The 18,911-nt window shown below is 67.4% G+C and carries 13 protein-coding genes; all 13 read left to right on the top strand.

Going from position 1 to position 18,911, the window contains the following annotated elements; genetic code table 11:
- The first annotated feature begins 35 nt into the window (after positions 1 to 35).
- The 13 genes from C5E06_RS04610 to C5E06_RS04665 all read left to right on the top strand — a co-directional run bounded on the left by C5E06_RS04610 (position 36) and on the right by C5E06_RS04665 (position 18,896).
- Positions 36 to 1,250, top strand: a complete 1,215-nt coding sequence (locus C5E06_RS04610; protein WP_104306144.1) for a DUF6361 family protein — start codon at positions 36 to 38, stop codon at positions 1,248 to 1,250.
- Positions 1,243 to 3,111, top strand: coding sequence for a phospholipase D family protein (locus tag C5E06_RS04615; RefSeq protein WP_104306145.1), 1,869 nt, complete (start codon positions 1,243 to 1,245; stop codon positions 3,109 to 3,111). Before C5E06_RS04610 ends, C5E06_RS04615 begins: the two co-directional genes overlap by 8 nt.
- Positions 3,108 to 6,467 (top strand): helicase-related protein, encoded by a 3,360-nt coding sequence (locus C5E06_RS04620; protein WP_104306146.1) that lies wholly within the window; start codon positions 3,108 to 3,110, stop codon positions 6,465 to 6,467. Before C5E06_RS04615 ends, C5E06_RS04620 begins: the two co-directional genes overlap by 4 nt.
- 283 nt (positions 6,468 to 6,750) lie before the next feature.
- Complete coding sequence (locus tag C5E06_RS18925; RefSeq protein ID WP_146081307.1) at positions 6,751 to 7,563, top strand: hypothetical protein; 813 nt, start codon at positions 6,751 to 6,753, stop codon at positions 7,561 to 7,563.
- A 713-nt stretch (positions 7,564 to 8,276) separates the two neighbouring features.
- Positions 8,277 to 9,710 (top strand): APC family permease, encoded by a 1,434-nt coding sequence (locus tag C5E06_RS04625; protein WP_258067496.1) that lies wholly within the window; start codon positions 8,277 to 8,279, stop codon positions 9,708 to 9,710.
- A 116-nt stretch (positions 9,711 to 9,826) separates the two neighbouring features.
- Complete coding sequence (locus C5E06_RS04630) at positions 9,827 to 10,444, top strand: TetR/AcrR family transcriptional regulator (protein WP_104306147.1); 618 nt, start codon at positions 9,827 to 9,829, stop codon at positions 10,442 to 10,444.
- A 24-nt stretch (positions 10,445 to 10,468) separates the two neighbouring features.
- On the top strand, positions 10,469 to 11,560 hold the full coding sequence (locus tag C5E06_RS04635; RefSeq protein WP_104306148.1) for a zinc-binding dehydrogenase: 1,092 nt from the start codon (positions 10,469 to 10,471) through the stop codon (positions 11,558 to 11,560).
- A gap of 238 nt (positions 11,561 to 11,798) precedes the next feature.
- Positions 11,799 to 12,770, top strand: a complete 972-nt coding sequence (locus tag C5E06_RS04640; RefSeq protein ID WP_219820181.1) for a substrate-binding domain-containing protein — start codon at positions 11,799 to 11,801, stop codon at positions 12,768 to 12,770.
- A gap of 55 nt (positions 12,771 to 12,825) precedes the next feature.
- Positions 12,826 to 13,869, top strand: coding sequence for a galactitol-1-phosphate 5-dehydrogenase (locus C5E06_RS04645; RefSeq protein WP_219820182.1), 1,044 nt, complete (start codon positions 12,826 to 12,828; stop codon positions 13,867 to 13,869).
- Positions 13,870 to 13,910: 41 nt separating this feature from the next.
- Positions 13,911 to 15,434, top strand: a complete 1,524-nt coding sequence (locus tag C5E06_RS04650; protein ID WP_104306149.1) for a ribulokinase — start codon at positions 13,911 to 13,913, stop codon at positions 15,432 to 15,434.
- Complete coding sequence (locus C5E06_RS04655) at positions 15,431 to 16,378, top strand: sugar-binding transcriptional regulator (RefSeq protein WP_104306150.1); 948 nt, start codon at positions 15,431 to 15,433, stop codon at positions 16,376 to 16,378. The genes C5E06_RS04650 and C5E06_RS04655 overlap by 4 nt, the downstream gene beginning before the upstream one ends.
- Entirely contained in the window at positions 16,375 to 17,886 is a 1,512-nt protein-coding gene (locus C5E06_RS04660) for a sugar ABC transporter ATP-binding protein (RefSeq protein ID WP_104306151.1), read from the top strand. The genes C5E06_RS04655 and C5E06_RS04660 overlap by 4 nt, the downstream gene beginning before the upstream one ends.
- Complete coding sequence (locus C5E06_RS04665; protein WP_104240532.1) at positions 17,883 to 18,896, top strand: ABC transporter permease; 1,014 nt, start codon at positions 17,883 to 17,885, stop codon at positions 18,894 to 18,896. Before C5E06_RS04660 ends, C5E06_RS04665 begins: the two co-directional genes overlap by 4 nt.
- Positions 18,897 to 18,911: the final 15 nt, after the last annotated feature.

An 18,911-nucleotide genomic window follows, 5' to 3' on the forward strand; every position in this document is an offset into this window, starting at 1 on the left:
ACTCAAGACAGGCTAGTCAACGGCACAATGAACGGGTGCCCTCCCTCGTAGCCTGGCTCGACGCTTCCTCCGAAGAGCAGCGTCGCATGCGCGACATCATCGGCCTGTTCACCGACCGCGAAAGTCGCGACGAGCTCGGGCTCAGTGCGATCCGCGACCCGCTTGGCGACATGCTTTTCCCCGGCACTTCCGTACTCCACACGCGGGCCCGCTATCTGCTGCTCGTGCCGTGGGTCTACGCACGCGCATCCACTCATGGAAACCCTGCCGCCGAGGCGGACAACCTCGAGCGCACACTCATCGGCGCGATCAGGAAGACCGATGACAACAGCGGTCTCATCGGCATGACCGCCGGCGCGGCGGTGCGCACCCTCCCGTCGTCGATGTACTGGGGCCTCCTCGGCCGCCTCCAGATCCGTACCGACCCCAGCGCCTCCCGAGCAGACACCCTCGCCGAGCACCTTGCCGCTAACGGCGGGGGAGATCTCGACGAAGCCGGAACGCAGCACAGCGCCTGGCACACCAGCATCCCCAAACCACCGCCAGGCTTCCCGAAAGAGCTGCCTGGCGGGTTCGCCCTCCGACGCGGCGAAGCCGAATGGCTTCGCGAACGCATCCTCACCACGACGCCAGGGACACTCCTCGCGCACCTCACTCAAGACGGCCCAGGCGAAGACAGCCGCGCACCTTGGGAGGACCCCGCCGTGCTCCGAGCTCCAGGAGACGCGGGCGCTGTTCTCGAGGACGCGCGCGCGTTCTCGGCCGTCGTTCACGGCGCGCAACTGCTCTACAACCTCATACTCGCCGAAGCCTACGAAGCCGCCGGCTACGACGCCGTCACCAACCCAGTCGACCACTACCGGCAGCGCCTCACCGCCTGGGCCACCAGGCTCCCCGAGCACGTCGACCTCAAAACCTGGAACGTCGATGGGCTCATCCACCGAGTCGAACTTCAGCGCGGGCAGATGGTGCCCGCTCGCACGCGCCGCTTCGTCACCGCCTGGACCGCACTTCTCCGACACAGCACACTCAACGACCTCGCCGACAACGGCGAAGCGAGGGCACTCGTCACCAGGTCTGAACGCGAGAGCAAGGGTGCGCAAGCCCGTATCGGCGACTCCAAGCGCCTGGTGAACTGGAGCGGCGGGTCCGGCGCGGGAGCCCTCGCCTACCGGTGGAACAGCGTGCGACGGATGCTCGTCGATCTGCACGCGGGCCTCAACACCCAGACCGGAGCGAACGATGCTTGAACCCCAAACCAGGGCCGCACTGACCGAGCAGCTCGCCCCACCACCCGGATACGAACTCGTGCACGCCGTCGGCACCACGTTCACCCTCGACCTCGCCACCGCACTCACCGTGCCCCTCTGCTTCGCATCGCACCGGGTGAGCGCCGCCGACGACCAGCTCGGTATCCTCAACGCCATCCGCCGTGCCGCAGACCGCGTCGACGTGTTCGCGCAAGCCGGCGAGATCTCCATGGGCACCACCAGCAAGCTCGTCGCCTTCCTCGAGCCGATGCTCCACCCCGTCACTGCCCGCCGCGGGATCTTCCACCCCAAGGTCTGGTACCTCGAATACGCGGCAGGCGAGCACCGCAGCTACCGGTTCCTCTGCGCCAGCCGCAACCTCACCGCCGACCGCAGCTGGGACACTCTCGTGCGCCTCGACGGCGTCGCTGCCCCGGCGGGCCAGAAGCTGGATGCGCGACGCAAGAACAAACCGCTCGTCACTCTCCTCAAGACGCTTCCGAAGCTCGCCGTGCACCCCGTCGCCGCCGACCGGATCGCACGCATCGACGCGCTCGCCGACCGCTGGGGCACCGTCCAGTGGGAACTGCCGACCGGCGTTCGAGACCTGGCGTTCCACGCGTTCGGAGTCGGCGCATCCACCCGCCCAGAGCTGCCAGGGCGCAGAGCTCTCGTGGTTTCACCGTTCGTCACCGACGACGGTCTCGCCGCACTCCGCGGCAAGCTCTGGGGTGAGACGCACCTCATCTCGCGCGCCGAGACCATCGACCGACTCGACCCCGCGACGCTGAGCAGCTCGAAGCTGCAGACGCGCGTGCTCGACGGAGCCGCCAACGACACGGCCGAGATCGAGACCGGCCACGACGACACCACCGACGCCACCGCAGGGGCCGCCGCCGCGGTCGTCGCCGCCACGCCCGTGCGCGCGGCCGACCGCCTCGTTGGGCTCCACGCGAAGATCGTCATCGTCGACCGCGACCACACTTCACGCGTCTTCCTCGGCTCCGCCAATGCCACAAGCCCCGGCTGGGGGACAAACGTGGAAGTCATGGTCGAGCTCATCGGCAAGACCTCCGTACTCGGTGTCGACGCCACACTCTCGGCCCTCGGCAACCTCACCGAGCCCTACCAGAGCGACGGCGGCGCAGCAGAGCCCGAAGACGAAGCGGCCGAAGCTCGACTCGAGCACCTGCTCCGCGGACTCGCCGGCCTCCGCATCCACATCGAGATCGGCGGCGACGGACCGTACTCGATGCGCGTCCAGGTCGGCGACGGCGACCGGGCATCATTCGAACGCCGCATCGCGAAAACTGGAGCCACGCTGCACTGGCACCTCCTGCCGCGGCCCGACCTGCGGCGGGCCGCATCCACCCTTACCAAACCGCAGGGCGAGACGCTCGACGAGGTGGCGCTCACCGACATCAGCCCCTTCGTGGTGCTCACCGCACGCGACGCCGACGGACGAGAACGCAGCACCATCGTGGTCGCAGAGCTCGCGGGAGACATCGCCGAGCGGCGCGACGCGATCATCGCCAGCCAGCTCACCGACCGGGCGTCGTTCGTGCGGCTCCTCACCCTCCTGCTCGAACTCTCGGGCGTCGCGACGCCCACCGTCGCGGGGGCCGGGGCGACGGGCTTCTTCGGCACCGCGGCCGGAAGCGATGTGGTCGAGGGGGCCGGACTCTTCGAAGCGCTCCTCCGCGCCGTCGCCGCCGGACACGACGGGCTCGCCGATGCGAAGCGCATCATCGATTACCTCGCCAGCCACGGCGAAGACCAAGCCATGATGCCGCCAGGCTTCGACAGCCTCTGGGAACAGGTGTGGGCCGCGCACCTCGAACTCACGGGAGCCGCGGCATGAGCGCCGTCGACGCCAACGCCGTGATGGACGGACTCAAGGGGTTTCAGCGAGACGCCGTCGCCCACGTCATCGATCGCTTCTACGGTCCAGACAGCGCCGCCGCCTCCGGGCGCTTCCTTGTCGCGGACGAGACCGGCCTCGGGAAGAGCATCATCGCCCGGGGCGTGGTCGCACGCAGCATCGAAGAACTCGAGCGCAGGCGCATCCCACGCATCGACATCGTCTACGTGTGCAGCAACCAGGACCTCGCCAGACAGAACTTAAAGCGCCTCAACGTCACGGGCGAGACGCAGATCGAGATGACCACGCGGCTCACGCTGCTCGCGAAGCAGAGCAAGAAACTCGACGGCGGCGACGCCGGCAACTCCAAGGTCAACCTCGTCTCCTTCACCCCCGGAACTTCTTTCAGCGGCGGCGGCTGGCGGCAGGGCAACGCCGACGAGCGCGCCATGCTTGCCGTGATGCTCGACCACCTGACGGGGGCGGACGCAGCGCAACGCAGGGCGACGCGAGTGATGCTCACCGGGACAGTCAAGAGCACGGATGCCTTCGCGCGACGCGTCGACTGGCTCGGACGCGAGCTGGGCAATGCGCCAGACGCGGTCATCACGACTGCGTTCCACGCCGACATCGAGCAGTCAGGCGAGCTGGCCCGCTTCGAGCAGCTCCGAGACGAGATGAGCGGCCTCAGGCGCATACCGTCGGAGATCTGGAACCGAGTGCAGAACTCCATCGCGAAGTTGCGCCACGCGCTCGGCAAAGCCGGCGTTGACACCCTGCAACCCGACCTCATCATCCTCGACGAGTTCCAGCGCTTCAAGCACCTGCTGGACCCCGAGAGCGGCGAAGCGGGCGAACTCGCCGACGCCCTCTTCCAGCACCCGGCCGCGAAGGTGCTGCTGCTCTCGGCCACCCCGTACAAGCCCTTCACCAACGCCGACGACGACGAGGACCACAGCGCCGACTTCCTCGCGACGATCCGCTTCCTCATGGGAGGTCAGGTGGGTGCGGATGCGCCAATCGCGGACGCCCTCGCGTCTTACCGTCACGCGCTCACGAGCGGGGGAGACGCCCCCGTGGCTGCCACCGCCGTCGGACATGCGCTGCGCCCCGTAATGACCCGCTCGGAACGGCCCGCGCTCGGCGAGCGCGAGGACCTCGTGCAAGTCCGACACCTCGACTCGCAGGACCCGACCGCCGCCGACGTTCTCGATTGGGTGACCCTGCAGAGGCTCGGCGGTGCGCTCCAAGCGCCCATCGACCTCGAGTACTGGAAGTCGATCCCGTACTTCTCGAACTTCATGGACGGCTACAAGCCAGCAGCCCGGCTTACGGCGGCGCGGGATGCGGCTCGGAACGAGGCCCCGGTTGCACAGGACGCGCAGGTGATCCAGCACCCGGGGCCCGGCAGGGCTGCCGAGTTCGGGAGCGGCGCATCCACTCGTAGCGCGAAGAGCATCGACCCCACCGCCATCGCAGCTGCCCTGGCCGCGACCCGCTCTCTCGACCCGGACGCGATGCGCCGCTTCGCCCCAGTCGACCTCGGCAACAGCCACCTGAGGGCCCTCGCCGACGACACCGTCGGTCGCGGCTGGTGGCAGCTGCTGTGGGTGCCCCCGACGATGCCCTACGTGACCCCCGGGGTGGTCTACGCGCCCTTCGCCGACGGCTCGGTGACGAAGCAGGTCATCTTCTCGGCCTGGTCCGCCGTGCCGGGCGCCGTCGCTGGACTCCTCAGCTACGAAGCCGAGCGACGCATGGCCGGCGAACGCTCGCTGTTCCGCGAGAACTCGGCCGACGGGCGCAAGGCAGTCGCCGCGCGACGACTCGCGTACAGCCTCAGCGAAGGCGAGCGCCCCGCAGCGATGTCCACGCTCGCGCTGTTCTGGCCGCATCCCGCCCTCGCAAGCATCGGCGACCCGCTCGCCGGCGCACGCGCCTCAGGATCCGTGGCTGCTGGCTCCGCTGGGACGCTGCTCGGCGCAGACGAGCTGCTCGAGCGTGTCGGACGCGCATTGCGCGGGCTGAGCTCCGAGACCGGGGCAAACGCGTACTTCGCCTACCCCGGCGCCGTGCCCAGCGACCTCGCCTCAGCGTCGGCGTCGAGTCTCATCCGCGAGCTGCACGACCCAGGCGACGATGGCGAAGGCCATGGCGAACTCCGCGGGATCGAGCGTGGCTCCAAGGGGCTCACGCTGCACGTCGCGGAGGCGCTTGACCTCGCTCGAACGGCTGGCCCTGCGACCTGCGCGCGCGCGACGAGCGACGAGGTGACTGGTCGCACGCGCAGGGCAGTGGTGGACCCAAGCGCTGGCGGAACTGACCTTGCCCGCCTTGCCGCCTTCGGGCCAGGCAATGCTGCACTCGGCGCGATCCGCTCGGTCGCCGGTCCCCTCGTCACTGAGGGCGGCGCATGGTTGGCGGCATTCGCGCTGGCGGAGGGAATCCGCTCGCTCTTCAACCGGCCAGAGAGCATCGCGTTGCTCGAGACCCTGTACGGCAGGAACGGGGAGGGTGCCCGCGACCCAGACGAAACGCGGTGGCGCCGCGTGCTCGACTACTGCGCCGACGGCAACCTGCGCGCCGTACTCGACGAGTACCTCTTCCAATTGCACAGCGAGAACGGTGGGGCAGAGGTTGGCGACGATGAGCTGCTCGCTCTGGCCAGGCGCGCGGTTGAGGCGATGACGCTGCGCCCAGCTCGGTACGTAGCCCACGACACCACCCTCGAACGAGGCGACATTCCCCTCACGGCGCGCTTTGCGCTGCGCTACGGCGGCAAGCAGAACACCGACGCGGACGCGACAAGCGGTGCCCGCCAGGGTGAAGTGCGAGGTGCCTTCAACAGCCCCTTCGCGCCGTTCGTCCTCGCCTCGACGAGCGTCGGGCAGGAGGGCATCGACTTCCACTGGTGGAGCCATTCCGTCATCCACTGGAACCTGCCGTCGAACCCCGTCGACTTCGAGCAGCGTGAAGGGCGCGTGAACCGATTCGCCGGCCACGCCGTGCGCAAGAACGTCGCCGCCGCGCACTGGGTTGATGCCCTCGCATCGACGGATGCGCGCGCCTGGCGGGCCGCGTTCGAGGCGGCCGAAGGGGTCGATAACGGCCTGGGTGAGTTCTCGCCGTGGTGGATGTACCCGGGAGACGCGCGCATCCACCGTGTGATCGCTCAGTACCCGCTCAGCCGCGACGCGGTGAAGTACGAGCGGTTGCGGAAAGCGCTGACGATGTACCGGCTCACGCTCGGGCAGCCGCGGCAGGAAGACATGCTCGAGCTGCTCGCGAAGCGCGGGGCGGATGCGGGTGCGATGCCGACGATAGATTTGCGGCCGCCGGGGTTGGCAGGACTCTAGTGCTGGTGACTATCTGAATAGCCTTGTTCGTGATCGCTGATGGATGTGCGTTTCATGGGCAGGCCACGCCGGGGCTCGCAGCTCCCGCTTTAGGACGCCAATGAGGATTCGTGTGCTTTAAAGGTGTATTCGATGCCAGCTATTGGCAGAGTTTTGCGGCGGGATTGTTGCACTCAAGGCCGATGTTGCCAGGTTGTCTGGGTAATAGTCGGGGAATCCGCCTATTGCCCGGGTGTTGTTGCAAGTGTCGCCGAGCTGAGCTCGATTCGACTACACTCAGTTCGTGGATATTTCTCTCGATATTGGTTCGTTCGTTCTTGGCCTCGTTACGGCTATTGTCATACCGTTTGCCATATGGTTGATGAGGCAGGGGGAGCGTGAGAAGCTGCAGAAGCGGCAGGAGTACGAAGAGCTCCAAGAGGCGTTCAATATCCATGCGGCGCTCACTGATCCGGTGGTGCTTGAGGCCCTCAATAGGAGTGCTGATGATGAGCAAGCCAGGCGCTTTCTAACTGCACTTCATGCGCGTTCGAGCTATCGCTTTGATGCTTTCTCCAAGGAATTTGAACTTCCGGAAGAAGTTGAATTGATTATCCGGGAAGAACTCGGGGTCATCAATGAAGCACTACCCGCGGAAACTAGTACTGCACAGCATGTTTTCGACGAAAAGGCCCAGCGAACTCAAAATCATCAGAAGGATTCGACAGTGCAGTCTCGGGTTCTCAAGTTTGCGAGCCACCTGTCAGGAAAGCCCGTGGCGCGCGGTGATTCTTCGCAAGTGGCACCACAGTATCGGGATCTGTTCAAAGAGCTTCGCGTCACTGGGCCGGGGCAAGCGACGGAGATAACGCTGCCCGACGGTGAGAATCTGATCTGGTTTGCGGGTAACGGCAAAGGGAATCTGCCAGCCATTGTGACTCATGTAGGGCGTAAGGGTTGCGAACTCAACTCGTCCAAGAGCGGCGCATTCAAGAGGCGACTGGAGGCTCACAACGCAAGTGGTGACGCACTAGCGACGGCGCTAGTCAGTGAGTTGCGTGAACTAGCCGCGATCAAGAGCACTTGCTCGTGTGGCGTTCCGCTCGTTTTCAATTAGATCCGGATCTTGCGCGTTTCATGTGATGCGACGGTCCTCACTTCGGGCCGAGTTGGTCCGAAGTCGGCTCCTGTCGAATTAACCAGCGCCCACACGGCCCGTGAGGTGTCCGTTATCTAGCTTGGCTTCGGCGGATCACAGCTGAGGTTCCGTCTGCATTTTGGCCCGATATCTGCATCGCGCAACACGGCGAGGGATCAGCGCCCTATGCGCCGGCCACTACCGTGACTTCTGCCTCGGTCTCTTGGTGCCGTAACCGAGCACGATTTTGTAATGTAGCTCGAAGTGCCGGGCGAGATTGTGGCCCGTAACGCCCTGGCTCGTGAGTGAGAGCATGGGCTGCGTCGAATCTCGACGTCCGTGAACCTCGATACCTTATGTCGCTCTGGGTTCCAGCAACGAGGGCGGCCTTTCCGCAAGGAAACACAGTGGGACGCAAACGCAAACGCGGGTAGCCTTCGCGCTACAGAAAGCACAGTTCGTTCGGAATCGAGCGGCGCAACGCGAACCTCCGCGCGCGCTTTACCGCGATTGCGCGCTCGCACGGAATCTCCCGAGACGCAAGAGGCGGAGTGAGCGATCTCTCGTCTCTCCCGCAACTGATTGAGTCCCGCAGGCCCTTGCTCACCTAGGGTCCCAACCCCACTACAGTTCTCAGGTACCCGCGCGAGCCCCACACCCCTTCTTCGGCTCGCCCGAGCAGAGGATCTCTCTTGACGCAGACGCCCCCGCGCACACAGCGGCCCGCATCCCAGACCACGCTCACCCGCAAGCTCGGCGTGCCCGGAATCGTGTTCATGGTGATCGCGGCCGCCGCGCCCATCACCGTGGTCGCCGCGAACTTCCCGATCATCTTCGGTGTCTCCGGCTCCGTCGGCGCGCCGCTCATGGTGCTCGTCGCGACCGCGATCCTGCTGCTCTTCTCCGTCGGCTACGCGTGGATGACCCCGCACGTGCCCGACGCTGGCGCCTTCTACTCGTACGTCGACCGCGGACTCGGGCGACGTCTGGGGCTGGGTACCGCATCTATCGCCCTCCTCTCGTACGTGCTGTTGACCGTTTCGATGACCTGCTACCTCGGCGTGCAGGCCGGCAACCTCTTCGAGCTGTGGACCGGGATGCAGGTGCCCTGGTGGCTCATCTCGGGCCTCATGATCGCGATCGTCGGGTTCCTCGGCTACCGCAACATCGACCTCTCCGCGAAGGTGCTCGGCGTCGTCCTCGTGCTCGAGGTCGTCGCCGTCGTCGTCATCGACGTGGGCGTGCTCGCGTCCGGGCGGGAGCTCACGACGCTGCCGTTCAGCATCAGCGAAGCCGTCTCCGGCACCCCGGGCCTCGGCCTGCTGTTCGCGTTCCTCGGCTTCTTCGGGTTCGAGGCGACGGCCGTGTTCCGCAACGAGGCCCGCGACCCCGAGCGCACCGTTCCCCGCGCCACCTACATCGCCGTGATCGCCGTCGGCGCGCTCTACTTCGTCTCGTCCTGGCTCGTCATCGCGGGCCTCGGCGCCGACAGCGCGGTCGCCCTCTCGAACGAGGACCCGGCCGGCGTCGTCGTCGGCCTCGCGGGCGAGGTGGTCGCGCCGATCATGGCCGACATCGTGCAGGTCCTCGTCGTGACGAGCATGTTCGCGTGCATGCTCGCGTTCCACAACATCGTCACCCGCTACCTGTTCACGCTGGGGGAGCGCGACGTGCTGCCGCGCACCCTCGCCGCCGTGCACCCGAAGCACTCGGCCCCGTCGCGCGCATCCCTGTGGGTGACGATCATCACCGCCGTCGTGGTCGTCGTCTCGGCGCTCGCGCAGCTCGACCCCGTGCTGCAGATCTACACCTGGTACTCCGGCGCAGGCGCGGTGGGCGTCATCGTCATGATGACCCTCGCGAGCTTCGCCGTCGTCGCCTTCCGCGCGCGCCTCAAGCGGGATGCCGCCGAGGGCACAGCCTCGTCGTGGGTCACCGTCGCATCGCTGGCCGGCGGCATCGGGCTTGTCCTCGTGCTGATCATCGCCATCTGGAACTTCCCGTTCCTCGTCGGCGGCATCGTCGCCGCGATCATCTGGGGTGTCATACTCGCCGGGTTCTTCGCTATCGGGATGTTGCTGCCGGCTCGGGTCGCGGCGAAGGAACGGGTCGAGCAGAACGCCTGATTTCGGTGTTGGCGGCGTCGACGCGGGGCACGGTCCTGGCCTGGCCTGATCCTGTTCGGATTCTTCTGAGCATCCATCTTCTAGACACATGTCTAGAAAACCTCTAGCCTCGGATCGTGAGCAGCGAAGCCACCGACATCGCGGTCGTCCGCGAGAACCTCAAGACCTCCGGCGATCCGCGCGCCGAGCGCACCCGCCAGGGGCTCTTCGACGCCGCCGCGCGTCTCTGCGCCGCCAACCGCGAGGTCTCCGTCTCGGCGATCACGCGCGAGCTCGGAGTCAGCCGCTCCGTCTTCTACACGCACTTCGCCGACGTCAGCGACCTCGCGCTTCGAATGCAGGAGCCGCTCTTCGCGGACATCGCAGCGACGGCGAACATCGCGCGCACCACCGACCCCCACGCCGCGATGCTCGACTCCCAGCGCCGCCTCGTCGGACACTTCGCGCAGCACCGCGCGCTCTACAGAGCCGCACTCCGCCTTCCTGGGGTCTCGGCAACCCATCGCATCCAAGAGGCGATGGAGCCCCCGATCGCCGCCCACATCAGCGAGGTGGGCGCCCCGCGCGGCGTCCGCGCGGACATCGCCTCGCGCTACATCGCCAGCGCCGCCGCCCACCTGCTCGCGGCCTGGATCCTCGACGAGATCGAGGCCGACGAGGAAACGATGGCCAACCATCTCTACGCGCTCATGCCGCCATGGATGCATGGGCCCACGAACCACCGTCAACGCTGACGGCCTCCAAAGAAAGGCACCCTCATGAGAGCATCCATCGTCCGCGGCTACGGACAACCCTTCGAGATCGCCGACATCGACATCGCCACCCCGATCGGGCGCGAGGTGCTCGTCGACGTCCGCGCCTCGGGGCTCTGCCACTCCGACGAGCTCGCGGCCACGCATCCACTCGGCTACGAGCCGCCCATGGTGCTCGGCCACGAAGTCGCCGGCGTCGTCATCGGGGTTGGCCCCGACGTCTCCGAGGTGAAGATCGGCGACCACGTCGTCGGTTGCCTCGTGCAGTACTGCGGCACCTGCAAGCGCTGCCTCGCCGGCAAGGTCACCCTCTGCTCCAACCCGAGCTACACGGAACGCAGCGCCGACCAGCCGCCCCGCCTCTCGGAGAACGGGCAGCCGGTCGCGCAGGGCATGGCGCTCGGCGGGTTCGCGCAGCAGATCCTCGTGCACGAGAACCAGGTCGCCGTCGTCCCGAACGAGATCCCCTGGCCGCAGGCGGCCCTCCTTGGCTGCGGCGTCGTCACCGGAGCCGGCGCAGTCCTCAACACCGCCAACGTGCAGCCCAGCGACGCCGTCGTCATCATCGGAACGGGCGGCGTCGGACTCAACGCCCTCAACGGAGCCATCACCGCCGGCGCCGCGACCATCATCGCCATCGACATCGCCGACGAGAAGCTCGAACGGGCCAAGAAATTCGGTGCGACCCACGTCATCAACTCAGCCAAGGAAGACCCCGTCGCCGCGGTCCTGCGCATCACGGGGGTCGGCGCCGACTCGGTCTTCGACTTCGTCGGTCTCGGCCCCGTCACCCAGCAGGCGCTGCAGATGGTGGCCCCGGGCGGAGGGCTCTACCTCATCGGCGTGCTCGACCCCACCGCCACGCTCACCGTCTCACCGGTCGAGCTGCTCTCGATGAAACGTCGAGTCGAAGGCGTCTACATGGGTGGCACCAGCGCGAAGCGCGACATCCCTCTCTACGCGAACCTCTACCTGCAGGGACGGTTCGAACTCGACGCCCTGGTCTCCAGCGAGATCTCACTCGCCGACGTGCAGGACGGCTACGCGTCGCTCAAGAACCCAGAGATCGCGCGCGTCGTCGTCACCGACCTCAGCTGACCGCCCGGCGGGCTGATAGCGACCGCCAGCAGCCGACAACACCCTCTTTTACTTCAGGGGCCGAGCACTTCGCTCGGCCCCTGAAGTGCTCTTCTGAGCGCGCATGTGAGCACGTTTCGCGAGTGCCAGTGCTCACATGAGCAAAGCACTGCTCAGCTGTTGCCGCGACCCTCTCAGCCGACCTACCTTGTCCTCAGTCATCCGGACCAAGGAGGTCATTTCAATGAAGAAATCGGGCTTGTTTCTCACCACCGTCGCCGCAGCATCGTTGCTGCTGACCGGCTGCTCTGTCACCACCACCCCAGGAGGGGAAGGCGCCAGCGCAGGCGGAGCCGACGACGGCACCATCTCCATCGGCTTCAGCCAGGCCACGCAGCAGTCGCCGTTCTACGTCGAGCTCGGCGTCGGCGTGCAGGAAGCCGCAGACGCGGCAGGCGCTGAACTCGAGTACGTCGACGCCAACGGCGACGTCACCAAGCAGAACAACGACATCGAAGACCTCATCACCAAGGGCGTGGACGTCCTCCTCATCAACCCGGTCGACCCCCAGGGCATCGCGCAGAGCATCGCCTCCGCCGAGGCCGCGGGCATCCCCGTCGTCACCGTCGACCGCTCCGCGGAAGGCGCCATCGCCCACGTGGGCCGCGACAACGTCGAGATGGGCAAGCTCGTCGGCGAGCAGGTCAAGGAGGCGCTCGGCGCCGAAGGCGGCAAGATCATCGAGATCCAGGGCGACGCCGGCGGAACCGTCGCCATGGACCGCTCGGAAGGCTTCCACAGCGTCTTCGAGGGCGACTCGTCGGTGAACATCGTCGCTGGCCCGTACGCGGAGTACATCCGCTCGAACGCCGTCACCGCCATGCAGGACCTCCTCCAGTCGAACTCCGACGTGAAGGTCGTGTACGCCCACAACGACGACATGGCGCTCGGCGCCCTCCAGGTGCTCCAGGAGAACGGACGCACCGACGTCCTCGTCGCCGGAGTCGACGGACTCATGGAAGCCGTCGACGCGATCGCCGAAGGCGAGCAGTACGTCGCGACCTCGCTCAACGACCCGATCGCCCTCGGCACCGTCGCGGCCGAGACCGCGCTCAGCGCCGCGGCCGGCGAGGACGTGGAAGCCGAGATCGACGCGGGCACCGAACTCGTGACCAAGGACAACGCGGGCGACCTGGTCGGAGACACCCTCTTCGCGCAGGGCGGCAAGTGACCCTCTCGCCCCGAGCGACACCACCAACCACCATCGATTCCTGGAGGAAGCGACAATGACCGAGACGATGACCGCGGCAGTGATGCACGCGCCAGGCGACATCCGCGTGGAAAGCGTGGACGTGCCAAAGCCGGGCACCGGCGACGTGCTGCTCAAGGTCGCCGCGTGCGGCGTGTGCGGCTCCGACATCCCGCGCATGAACTTCGCCGGCGCCTATCTGCTGCCCATCATCTGCGGGCACGAGTTCTCGGGCCACATCGTCGAGATCGGCGCTGACGTCGAAGGCCTCGAGATCGGCCAGCTCGCGACCGTGCCACCGCTCATCCCGTGCAACGAATGCGAGAGCTGCCTCGACGGGCACTTCAGCCTCTGCGAGAACTACGGCTACTTCGGCAGCCGCCAGGACGGGGCCTACGCGCAGTACGTGGTCGTCAACGCGGGCAACCTCTTCCTCATGCCGGAGGGCGTCGACCCGCGGGCGGCGGCCATGATGGATCCGTCCGCCATCGCGCTCCACGCCATCTACAAGACGAAGCTCGGCGAGGGCTCCCGAGTCGCCGTCATCGGGGCCGGCCCCATCGGGCTGTTCGCCATCCAGTGGGCGAAGCTCATGGGGGCCAGCGAAGTGCTCGCGGTCGACGTGAACCAGCAGAAGGCCGACATGGCGCTCGAAGCCGGGGCCACCCTCACGGCCGTCAACGACGAGGAAGCCATCGCCCACGCGGGCAAGGGCTTCGACGTCATCATCGAGTCCGCGGGTGTGCCAGCGACGATCGCCCTCGCGACGAAGCTCACGGCACGCCACGGCGAGGCGGCCTTCATCGGCATCCCCCACAAGACGGTGGAGCTCGAGAAGGCGGTCTTCAGCCACTTCCTCCGCAAGGAGGTGTCGCTCCACGGCAGCTGGAACTCCTTCTCGGCGCCCTTCCCGGGTCGAGAATGGGTCGAGTCGGCGCGAGCCTTCGCGGACGGCAGCCTCAAGTGGGAGTTCATGATCACCCACGAGCTCAGCCTCGACGAGCTTCCGCTCACCATGAAGCATCTCGGTGAGCGCTCCATCTTCAGCTCGAAGGTGCTCTTCCTCCCCAACCGAGACTGACCCCCGCCCGCGCACCCCAACACAACACGAAGGACAGAACAGTGGCGTTCTACTTGGCAATCGACATCGGTACGGAAGGCGCGCGCGCCGGAGTGTTCGACGAGGCGGGGACACGAGTCTCCACCGCGTCGGCCCCGTATCAGACCGCGTACCCGCACCCAGGCTGGGCCGAGCAGAACCCGCGCGACTGGTGGAGCGCCACCGTGCGCGCCGCCAGGGAAGCCCTGGAGGCGGCCTCGGTGCGGTCCGTCCGCGCCGTGGGCGTCGCCACGACCTCCTCCTCCGTCGTTGTCCTCGACGACACCGGTGCCCCCATCCGCCCCGCCCTGCTGTGGATGGACAGCAGAGCGGGCGCGGAATCCGAGCGCACCGCCGAGATCGACCACCCGTCGCTGCGGTTCGCGGGCGGCTCCGACAGCTCCGAATGGCTGGTCCCCAAGGCCATGTGGCTCGCCCGCAACGAGCCGGAGAACTACGCGGCAGCGACGCACATCGGCGAATCCGTCGACTACATGACCCTCCGCCTCACGGGGCGCTGGGTGGGCTCGCGACTCAACGCGACCTGCAAGTGGAACTACGACCATCGAGAGGATGCGCTCCCGTCCGACCTCTACGCGCAGCTCGGTATCCCGGACCTCGCGGAGAAGCTGCCGCAGGACATCGCGGCGGTCGGCGACATCGTCGGCGAGCTCAGCCGTGCGGCCGCCGCCGAGCTGGGAGTGGAGCCGGGCGCCATCGTCTTCGCCGGCGGCATCGACGCCCACCTCGCGCTCGTCGCCCTCAGCGGCGTCAGCAGGAACCCGGTCGCGATCGTCGCCGGAACGTCGAACGCCTTCATCGCGGAACTCGACGAGCCCGTCTTCTCGCCCACCATCTGGGGGCCGTACCCCGGCGCGCTCACGCACGACCGCTGGCTCATCGAGGGCGGCCAGGTGTCTGCCGGGTCAGCGCTCTCGTGGCTCTCGGAGCGCATCCTCGGGGTGCCCCGCGACAGGCTCGGTCAGCTCGTCGCCGGCGCGAGCGAGGTGCCGGCGGCCGAGCACGGCATCCTCGTGCTCGACCACTTCATGGGCAACCGCACACCCCACCGTGACCCGAGCCTCCGCGGCGCGGTGCTCGGCCTCTCGCTCGGCGCGACCCCGGCCCAGCTCTACCGGGCCACGGTCGAAGCCGTCTCCTTCGGCACCCGACAGGTGCTCGAATCCTTCGAGGCCGTCGGGGTCGACTCCGACGACGTCTTCTTGACCGGCGGCATCCGGCACAACCCGCTCTGGCTGCAGACGACAGCGGATGCACTCGGCCGCCCCGTCAACCTCGTCTCGGGGGAGAACCTCACGACCCTCGCGCTCGGAATCCTGGGGGTCGCCGCAGACACCGGCGAGGACCGCGCCGAGGTCGCCAGACGCTTCGCCCCGGACCACGTCATCGTGGAACCGAACCCAGCCGCGACCCAGCCGCTCGCGGACGCCTACGAGCGGTACGAGCGGTCGACGCAGCTGCTCACCGGCATGAGCCACGAGCTCGTGAGATCGACGCAGACGACCGCGAGAGTCGGCGCAGCATGAACGGCGAGGACGAGCTCCTCGCGATCCGCGCCGCCGAGCTGTACTTCCAGGACGACAAGAACCAGTCGGAGATCGCCGCCCGCCTCGGCGTGACGCGCTGGAAGGTCGGTCGCCTCCTCGCGCAGGCGAAGGAACGCGGCTTCGTGCGCATCGAGATCGTGCACCCCAAAGCCAGGCGGCTGCCACTCGAGCGCGAACTGCAGGAGCTCTACGGGCTCGCCGACGCGATCGTCGTCCCGAGCTCGAACAACGACGCCGAGACGCGCATTCGAGTCGCCGAAGCAGCAGCCGACTACCTCGCGACGCTCCGACCCCGCGTGCGAACGCTCGGCGTCTCCTGGGGGCGCACCCTCCAGCAGGTCGCCGACGCGCTGCCAGACGGGTGGGCAGACGGGGTCGACGTCGTGCAGGTCAACGGAGGCGTCACCGTCAACCGCCGCGTGGGCATGGCATCGATGACGGCCACCACGATCGCCTCGAAGGGCAGGGGGACCGTCACGCTGCTCCCGAGCCCCGCGATCCTCGAGCAGGCGGCCACCCGCGAGGCGATCGAGAGCGACCGGTTCGTGTCGACGATCCTCGACAAGGCGCGGGAGGCGTCGACGGTCGTCTTCAGCGCGGGCCCCGTCGACACGAAGTCAGTGCTCGTCTCGAGCGGCTACCTGACTGCGGACGACGTGCGAACGCTCGAACGCAAGGGCGCCGTCGGCGACGTCCTCGGCCGGTACATCGACGCCGACGGACACATCGTCGACCCGGGCCTCGACGCCCGAACGCTCGGCCTCGAACTCGAGACCCTCAGCAGCGCCCGCACTGCCGTCGCGGTCATCTCGGGCCGCGAGAAGTGGCCCGTCTGCCACGCGGTCGTCGACAACAAATTCTGCTCAGTGCTCGTCACGGACGACGAGTGCGCCAACTACCTCAGAGAAGCGAGGAAACGATGACTGCTGTCATTGGAGAAGGAACGCCTCCGGTCCTCACGATGCGCGGCATCCGCAAGGGCTTCCCGGGCACGCTCGCCCTCAAGTCGGTCGACCTCGACGTCTACCCGGGCGAGGTGCACTGCCTCCTCGGCGAGAACGGGGCAGGCAAGTCGACGCTCATGAAGATCCTCGCCGGTTCCTACACGCCGGACGCCGGAGTGATCTCCATCGGCGGTGCGGAGGTGAAGTTCTCCGGTCCGCTCGACGGCATCCGCGCCGGCATCAGCGTCATCTACCAGGAGCTCGATCTCTTCGCCGACCTCACCGTGGCCCAGAACCTGTTCCTCGGCCACACGCCGAGCATCGGCGGCCTCGTCAAGCGCTCGACGAGGCGGCGCCTCGCCGCCGACTACCTCAAGCGCGTCGGGGCGAAGTTCTCGCCGGACGCCGTCGTCGGCACCCTGCCGCTCGCCGACCAGCAGCTCACCGCCATCGCGCGCGCCCTCACGACGGATGCCCGCATCATCGTCATGGACGAGCCGACCGCAACGCTCGGCGAGGCCGACGTCGAGAACGTCTTCAACGTCATCCGCCGCCTCACCGACGAGGGCCGCGCCGTGATCTACATCTCGCACCGGATGGACGAGATCCGAGACATCGGAACGCGCATCACCGTGCTCCGTGACGGGTACAACGCCGCCAAGTACGCCGTCGCGGACACCGACGCGGATCGCTGGATCGGCGACATGATCGGCGACAAGAAAGCCGAGCTGACCGAGCACCGGGATGCGCGGGAATTCAGCGACGTCGAGGCCCTCAACATCAGGAGCGTGTCGATCGATGGGCTCATCGATGTGCGGGACATCGTCGTGCGCAAGGGCGAGATCGTCGGGCTCGCCGGCCTCGGCGGGGCGGGGCGCACCACGCTCCTCTCCGCGCTCTTCGGAGCACGCAAGGCCAAGCGGGACGTCCAGGTCTTGGGCAAGCAGGCGACCCTCACCTCCGTGCGAGCCGCGGTCAACCACCACTTCGGCCTCGTTCCCGAGAGCCGAAAGACGGAGGGGCTCTTCCTGGGGCTCTCCGTGGCCCGAAACGCCGGCATCGCCTCGCTCCGCGGCTCCTCCCAGGTGCTGCCGCGCGAACGGTCCTGGGCGACGTCTGCCCCAATCCTGGAACGCCTCTCCGTCAAGTTCGGCAAGCCCGGCCAGGAGATCCGTCTGCTCTCGGGCGGCAACCAGCAGAAGGTCGTCCTCGCCAAGTGGCTCGCTCGCGACACGAGAGTGCTGCTGCTGGACGAGCCCACTCGAGGCCTGGACATCGGCGCCAAGGCCGACCTCTACCGCCAGGTCCGCATCCTCGCGGACCAGGGCGCCGCCGTGCTCGTCGCATCAAGCGAGCTCGGCGAACTCATGGCGAATGCCGACCGCATCGTCGTCATGCACGAGGGACGCAACGTCGCGGACTTCGACCCGCTCATCTCGAGCGAAGCACGCATCAGTCACGCAATCATCAGCGGGAAGGCATCATGAACGCGACCACCACAACGCCGGCTCCAACCGAGGAGCGCGCGAGCGCGAAGACCTGGAAGCAGCGCAGCTCGAGCTGGCTCATCAAGGGCAACCTGCTCATCGTGTTCGTCATCATCTGCGCGCTGGCGGCCATCCTCAGCCCCGAGTTCCTCACCGTCCGGAACGTCTCCAACCTGCTGCAGCAGTCGAGCCTCACGGGCATCATCGCCATCGGCATGACCCTCGTGATCCTCACGAGCGGCATCGACCTCGCCGTCGGCTCGATCGCCGCCTTCAGCGGCATGACCGTGGCGATCCTGCTCGACGGGCGCATGCCCGTGGTGCTCGCGATCCTCATCTCCCTGGCCGCCGGCATCGGCATCGGGCTCCTCATGGGCGCGGTGTCGTCCTGGGTGCGACTCCCCGCCTTCATCGTGACGCTCGCCGGACTCACCGCCGTGCGGGGCTGGGCCTACACGCTCACCGACGGGCGCCCGGCTGGCACCAACCTGCCGGCCGAGTTCACGATCATCGGCGGCGGCTACCTCGGGCTGCTCCCGCTCACCGGCCTCATCTTCATCGGCGTCACCCTCCTCACCGCCGTCATCCTCCGCTACACGACCTTCGGCGAGTACATCTACGCCGTCGGCAGCAACGAGGAGGCAGCACGCCTCTCGGGCATCCCGGTCAACTGGGTCAAGGCCGCGGTCTTCGGCTTCTCCGGGTTCACGGCAGCGCTCGCCGGGGTGCTCCTCACGAGTCGCCTCACGATCGGCCAGCCCACGGCCTTCCAGGGAGCCGAGCTGGATGCGATCGCGGCCGTCGTCCTCGGCGGCACGAGCCTCTTCGGCGGTCGAGGTGGCGTGGGCGGCACGTTCATCGCCGTCCTGCTCCTCTCCGTCCTGAAGAACCTCTTCAACCTCATGGGAATCGGGTCCTTCGTGCAGATGATCGCGACCGGCATCATCCTCGTGCTCGCCCTCATCCTCAACAAGTTCCTCGACAGCCGCGCGCAGGCTTCCGCGGCGTGACGACCACCAACCAGC

The organism is Pseudoclavibacter sp. RFBI5, from assembly GCF_002931395.1.
Taxonomy (GTDB): Bacteria; Actinomycetota; Actinomycetes; order Actinomycetales; family Microbacteriaceae; genus Pseudoclavibacter.

Coding starts and splice junctions, on each gene's coding strand:
- C5E06_RS04615 (WP_104306145.1), top strand. CDS start 1,243: ATGCTTGAACCCCAAACCAGGGCCGCACTGACCGAGCAGCTCGCCCCA.
- C5E06_RS04620 (WP_104306146.1), top strand. CDS start 3,108: ATGAGCGCCGTCGACGCCAACGCCGTGATGGACGGACTCAAGGGGTTT.
- C5E06_RS04635 (WP_104306148.1), top strand. CDS start 10,469: ATGAGAGCATCCATCGTCCGCGGCTACGGACAACCCTTCGAGATCGCC.
- C5E06_RS04645 (WP_219820182.1), top strand. CDS start 12,826: ATGACCGAGACGATGACCGCGGCAGTGATGCACGCGCCAGGCGACATC.
- C5E06_RS04655 (WP_104306150.1), top strand. CDS start 15,431: ATGAACGGCGAGGACGAGCTCCTCGCGATCCGCGCCGCCGAGCTGTAC.
- C5E06_RS04660 (WP_104306151.1), top strand. CDS start 16,375: ATGACTGCTGTCATTGGAGAAGGAACGCCTCCGGTCCTCACGATGCGC.
- C5E06_RS04665 (WP_104240532.1), top strand. CDS start 17,883: ATGAACGCGACCACCACAACGCCGGCTCCAACCGAGGAGCGCGCGAGC.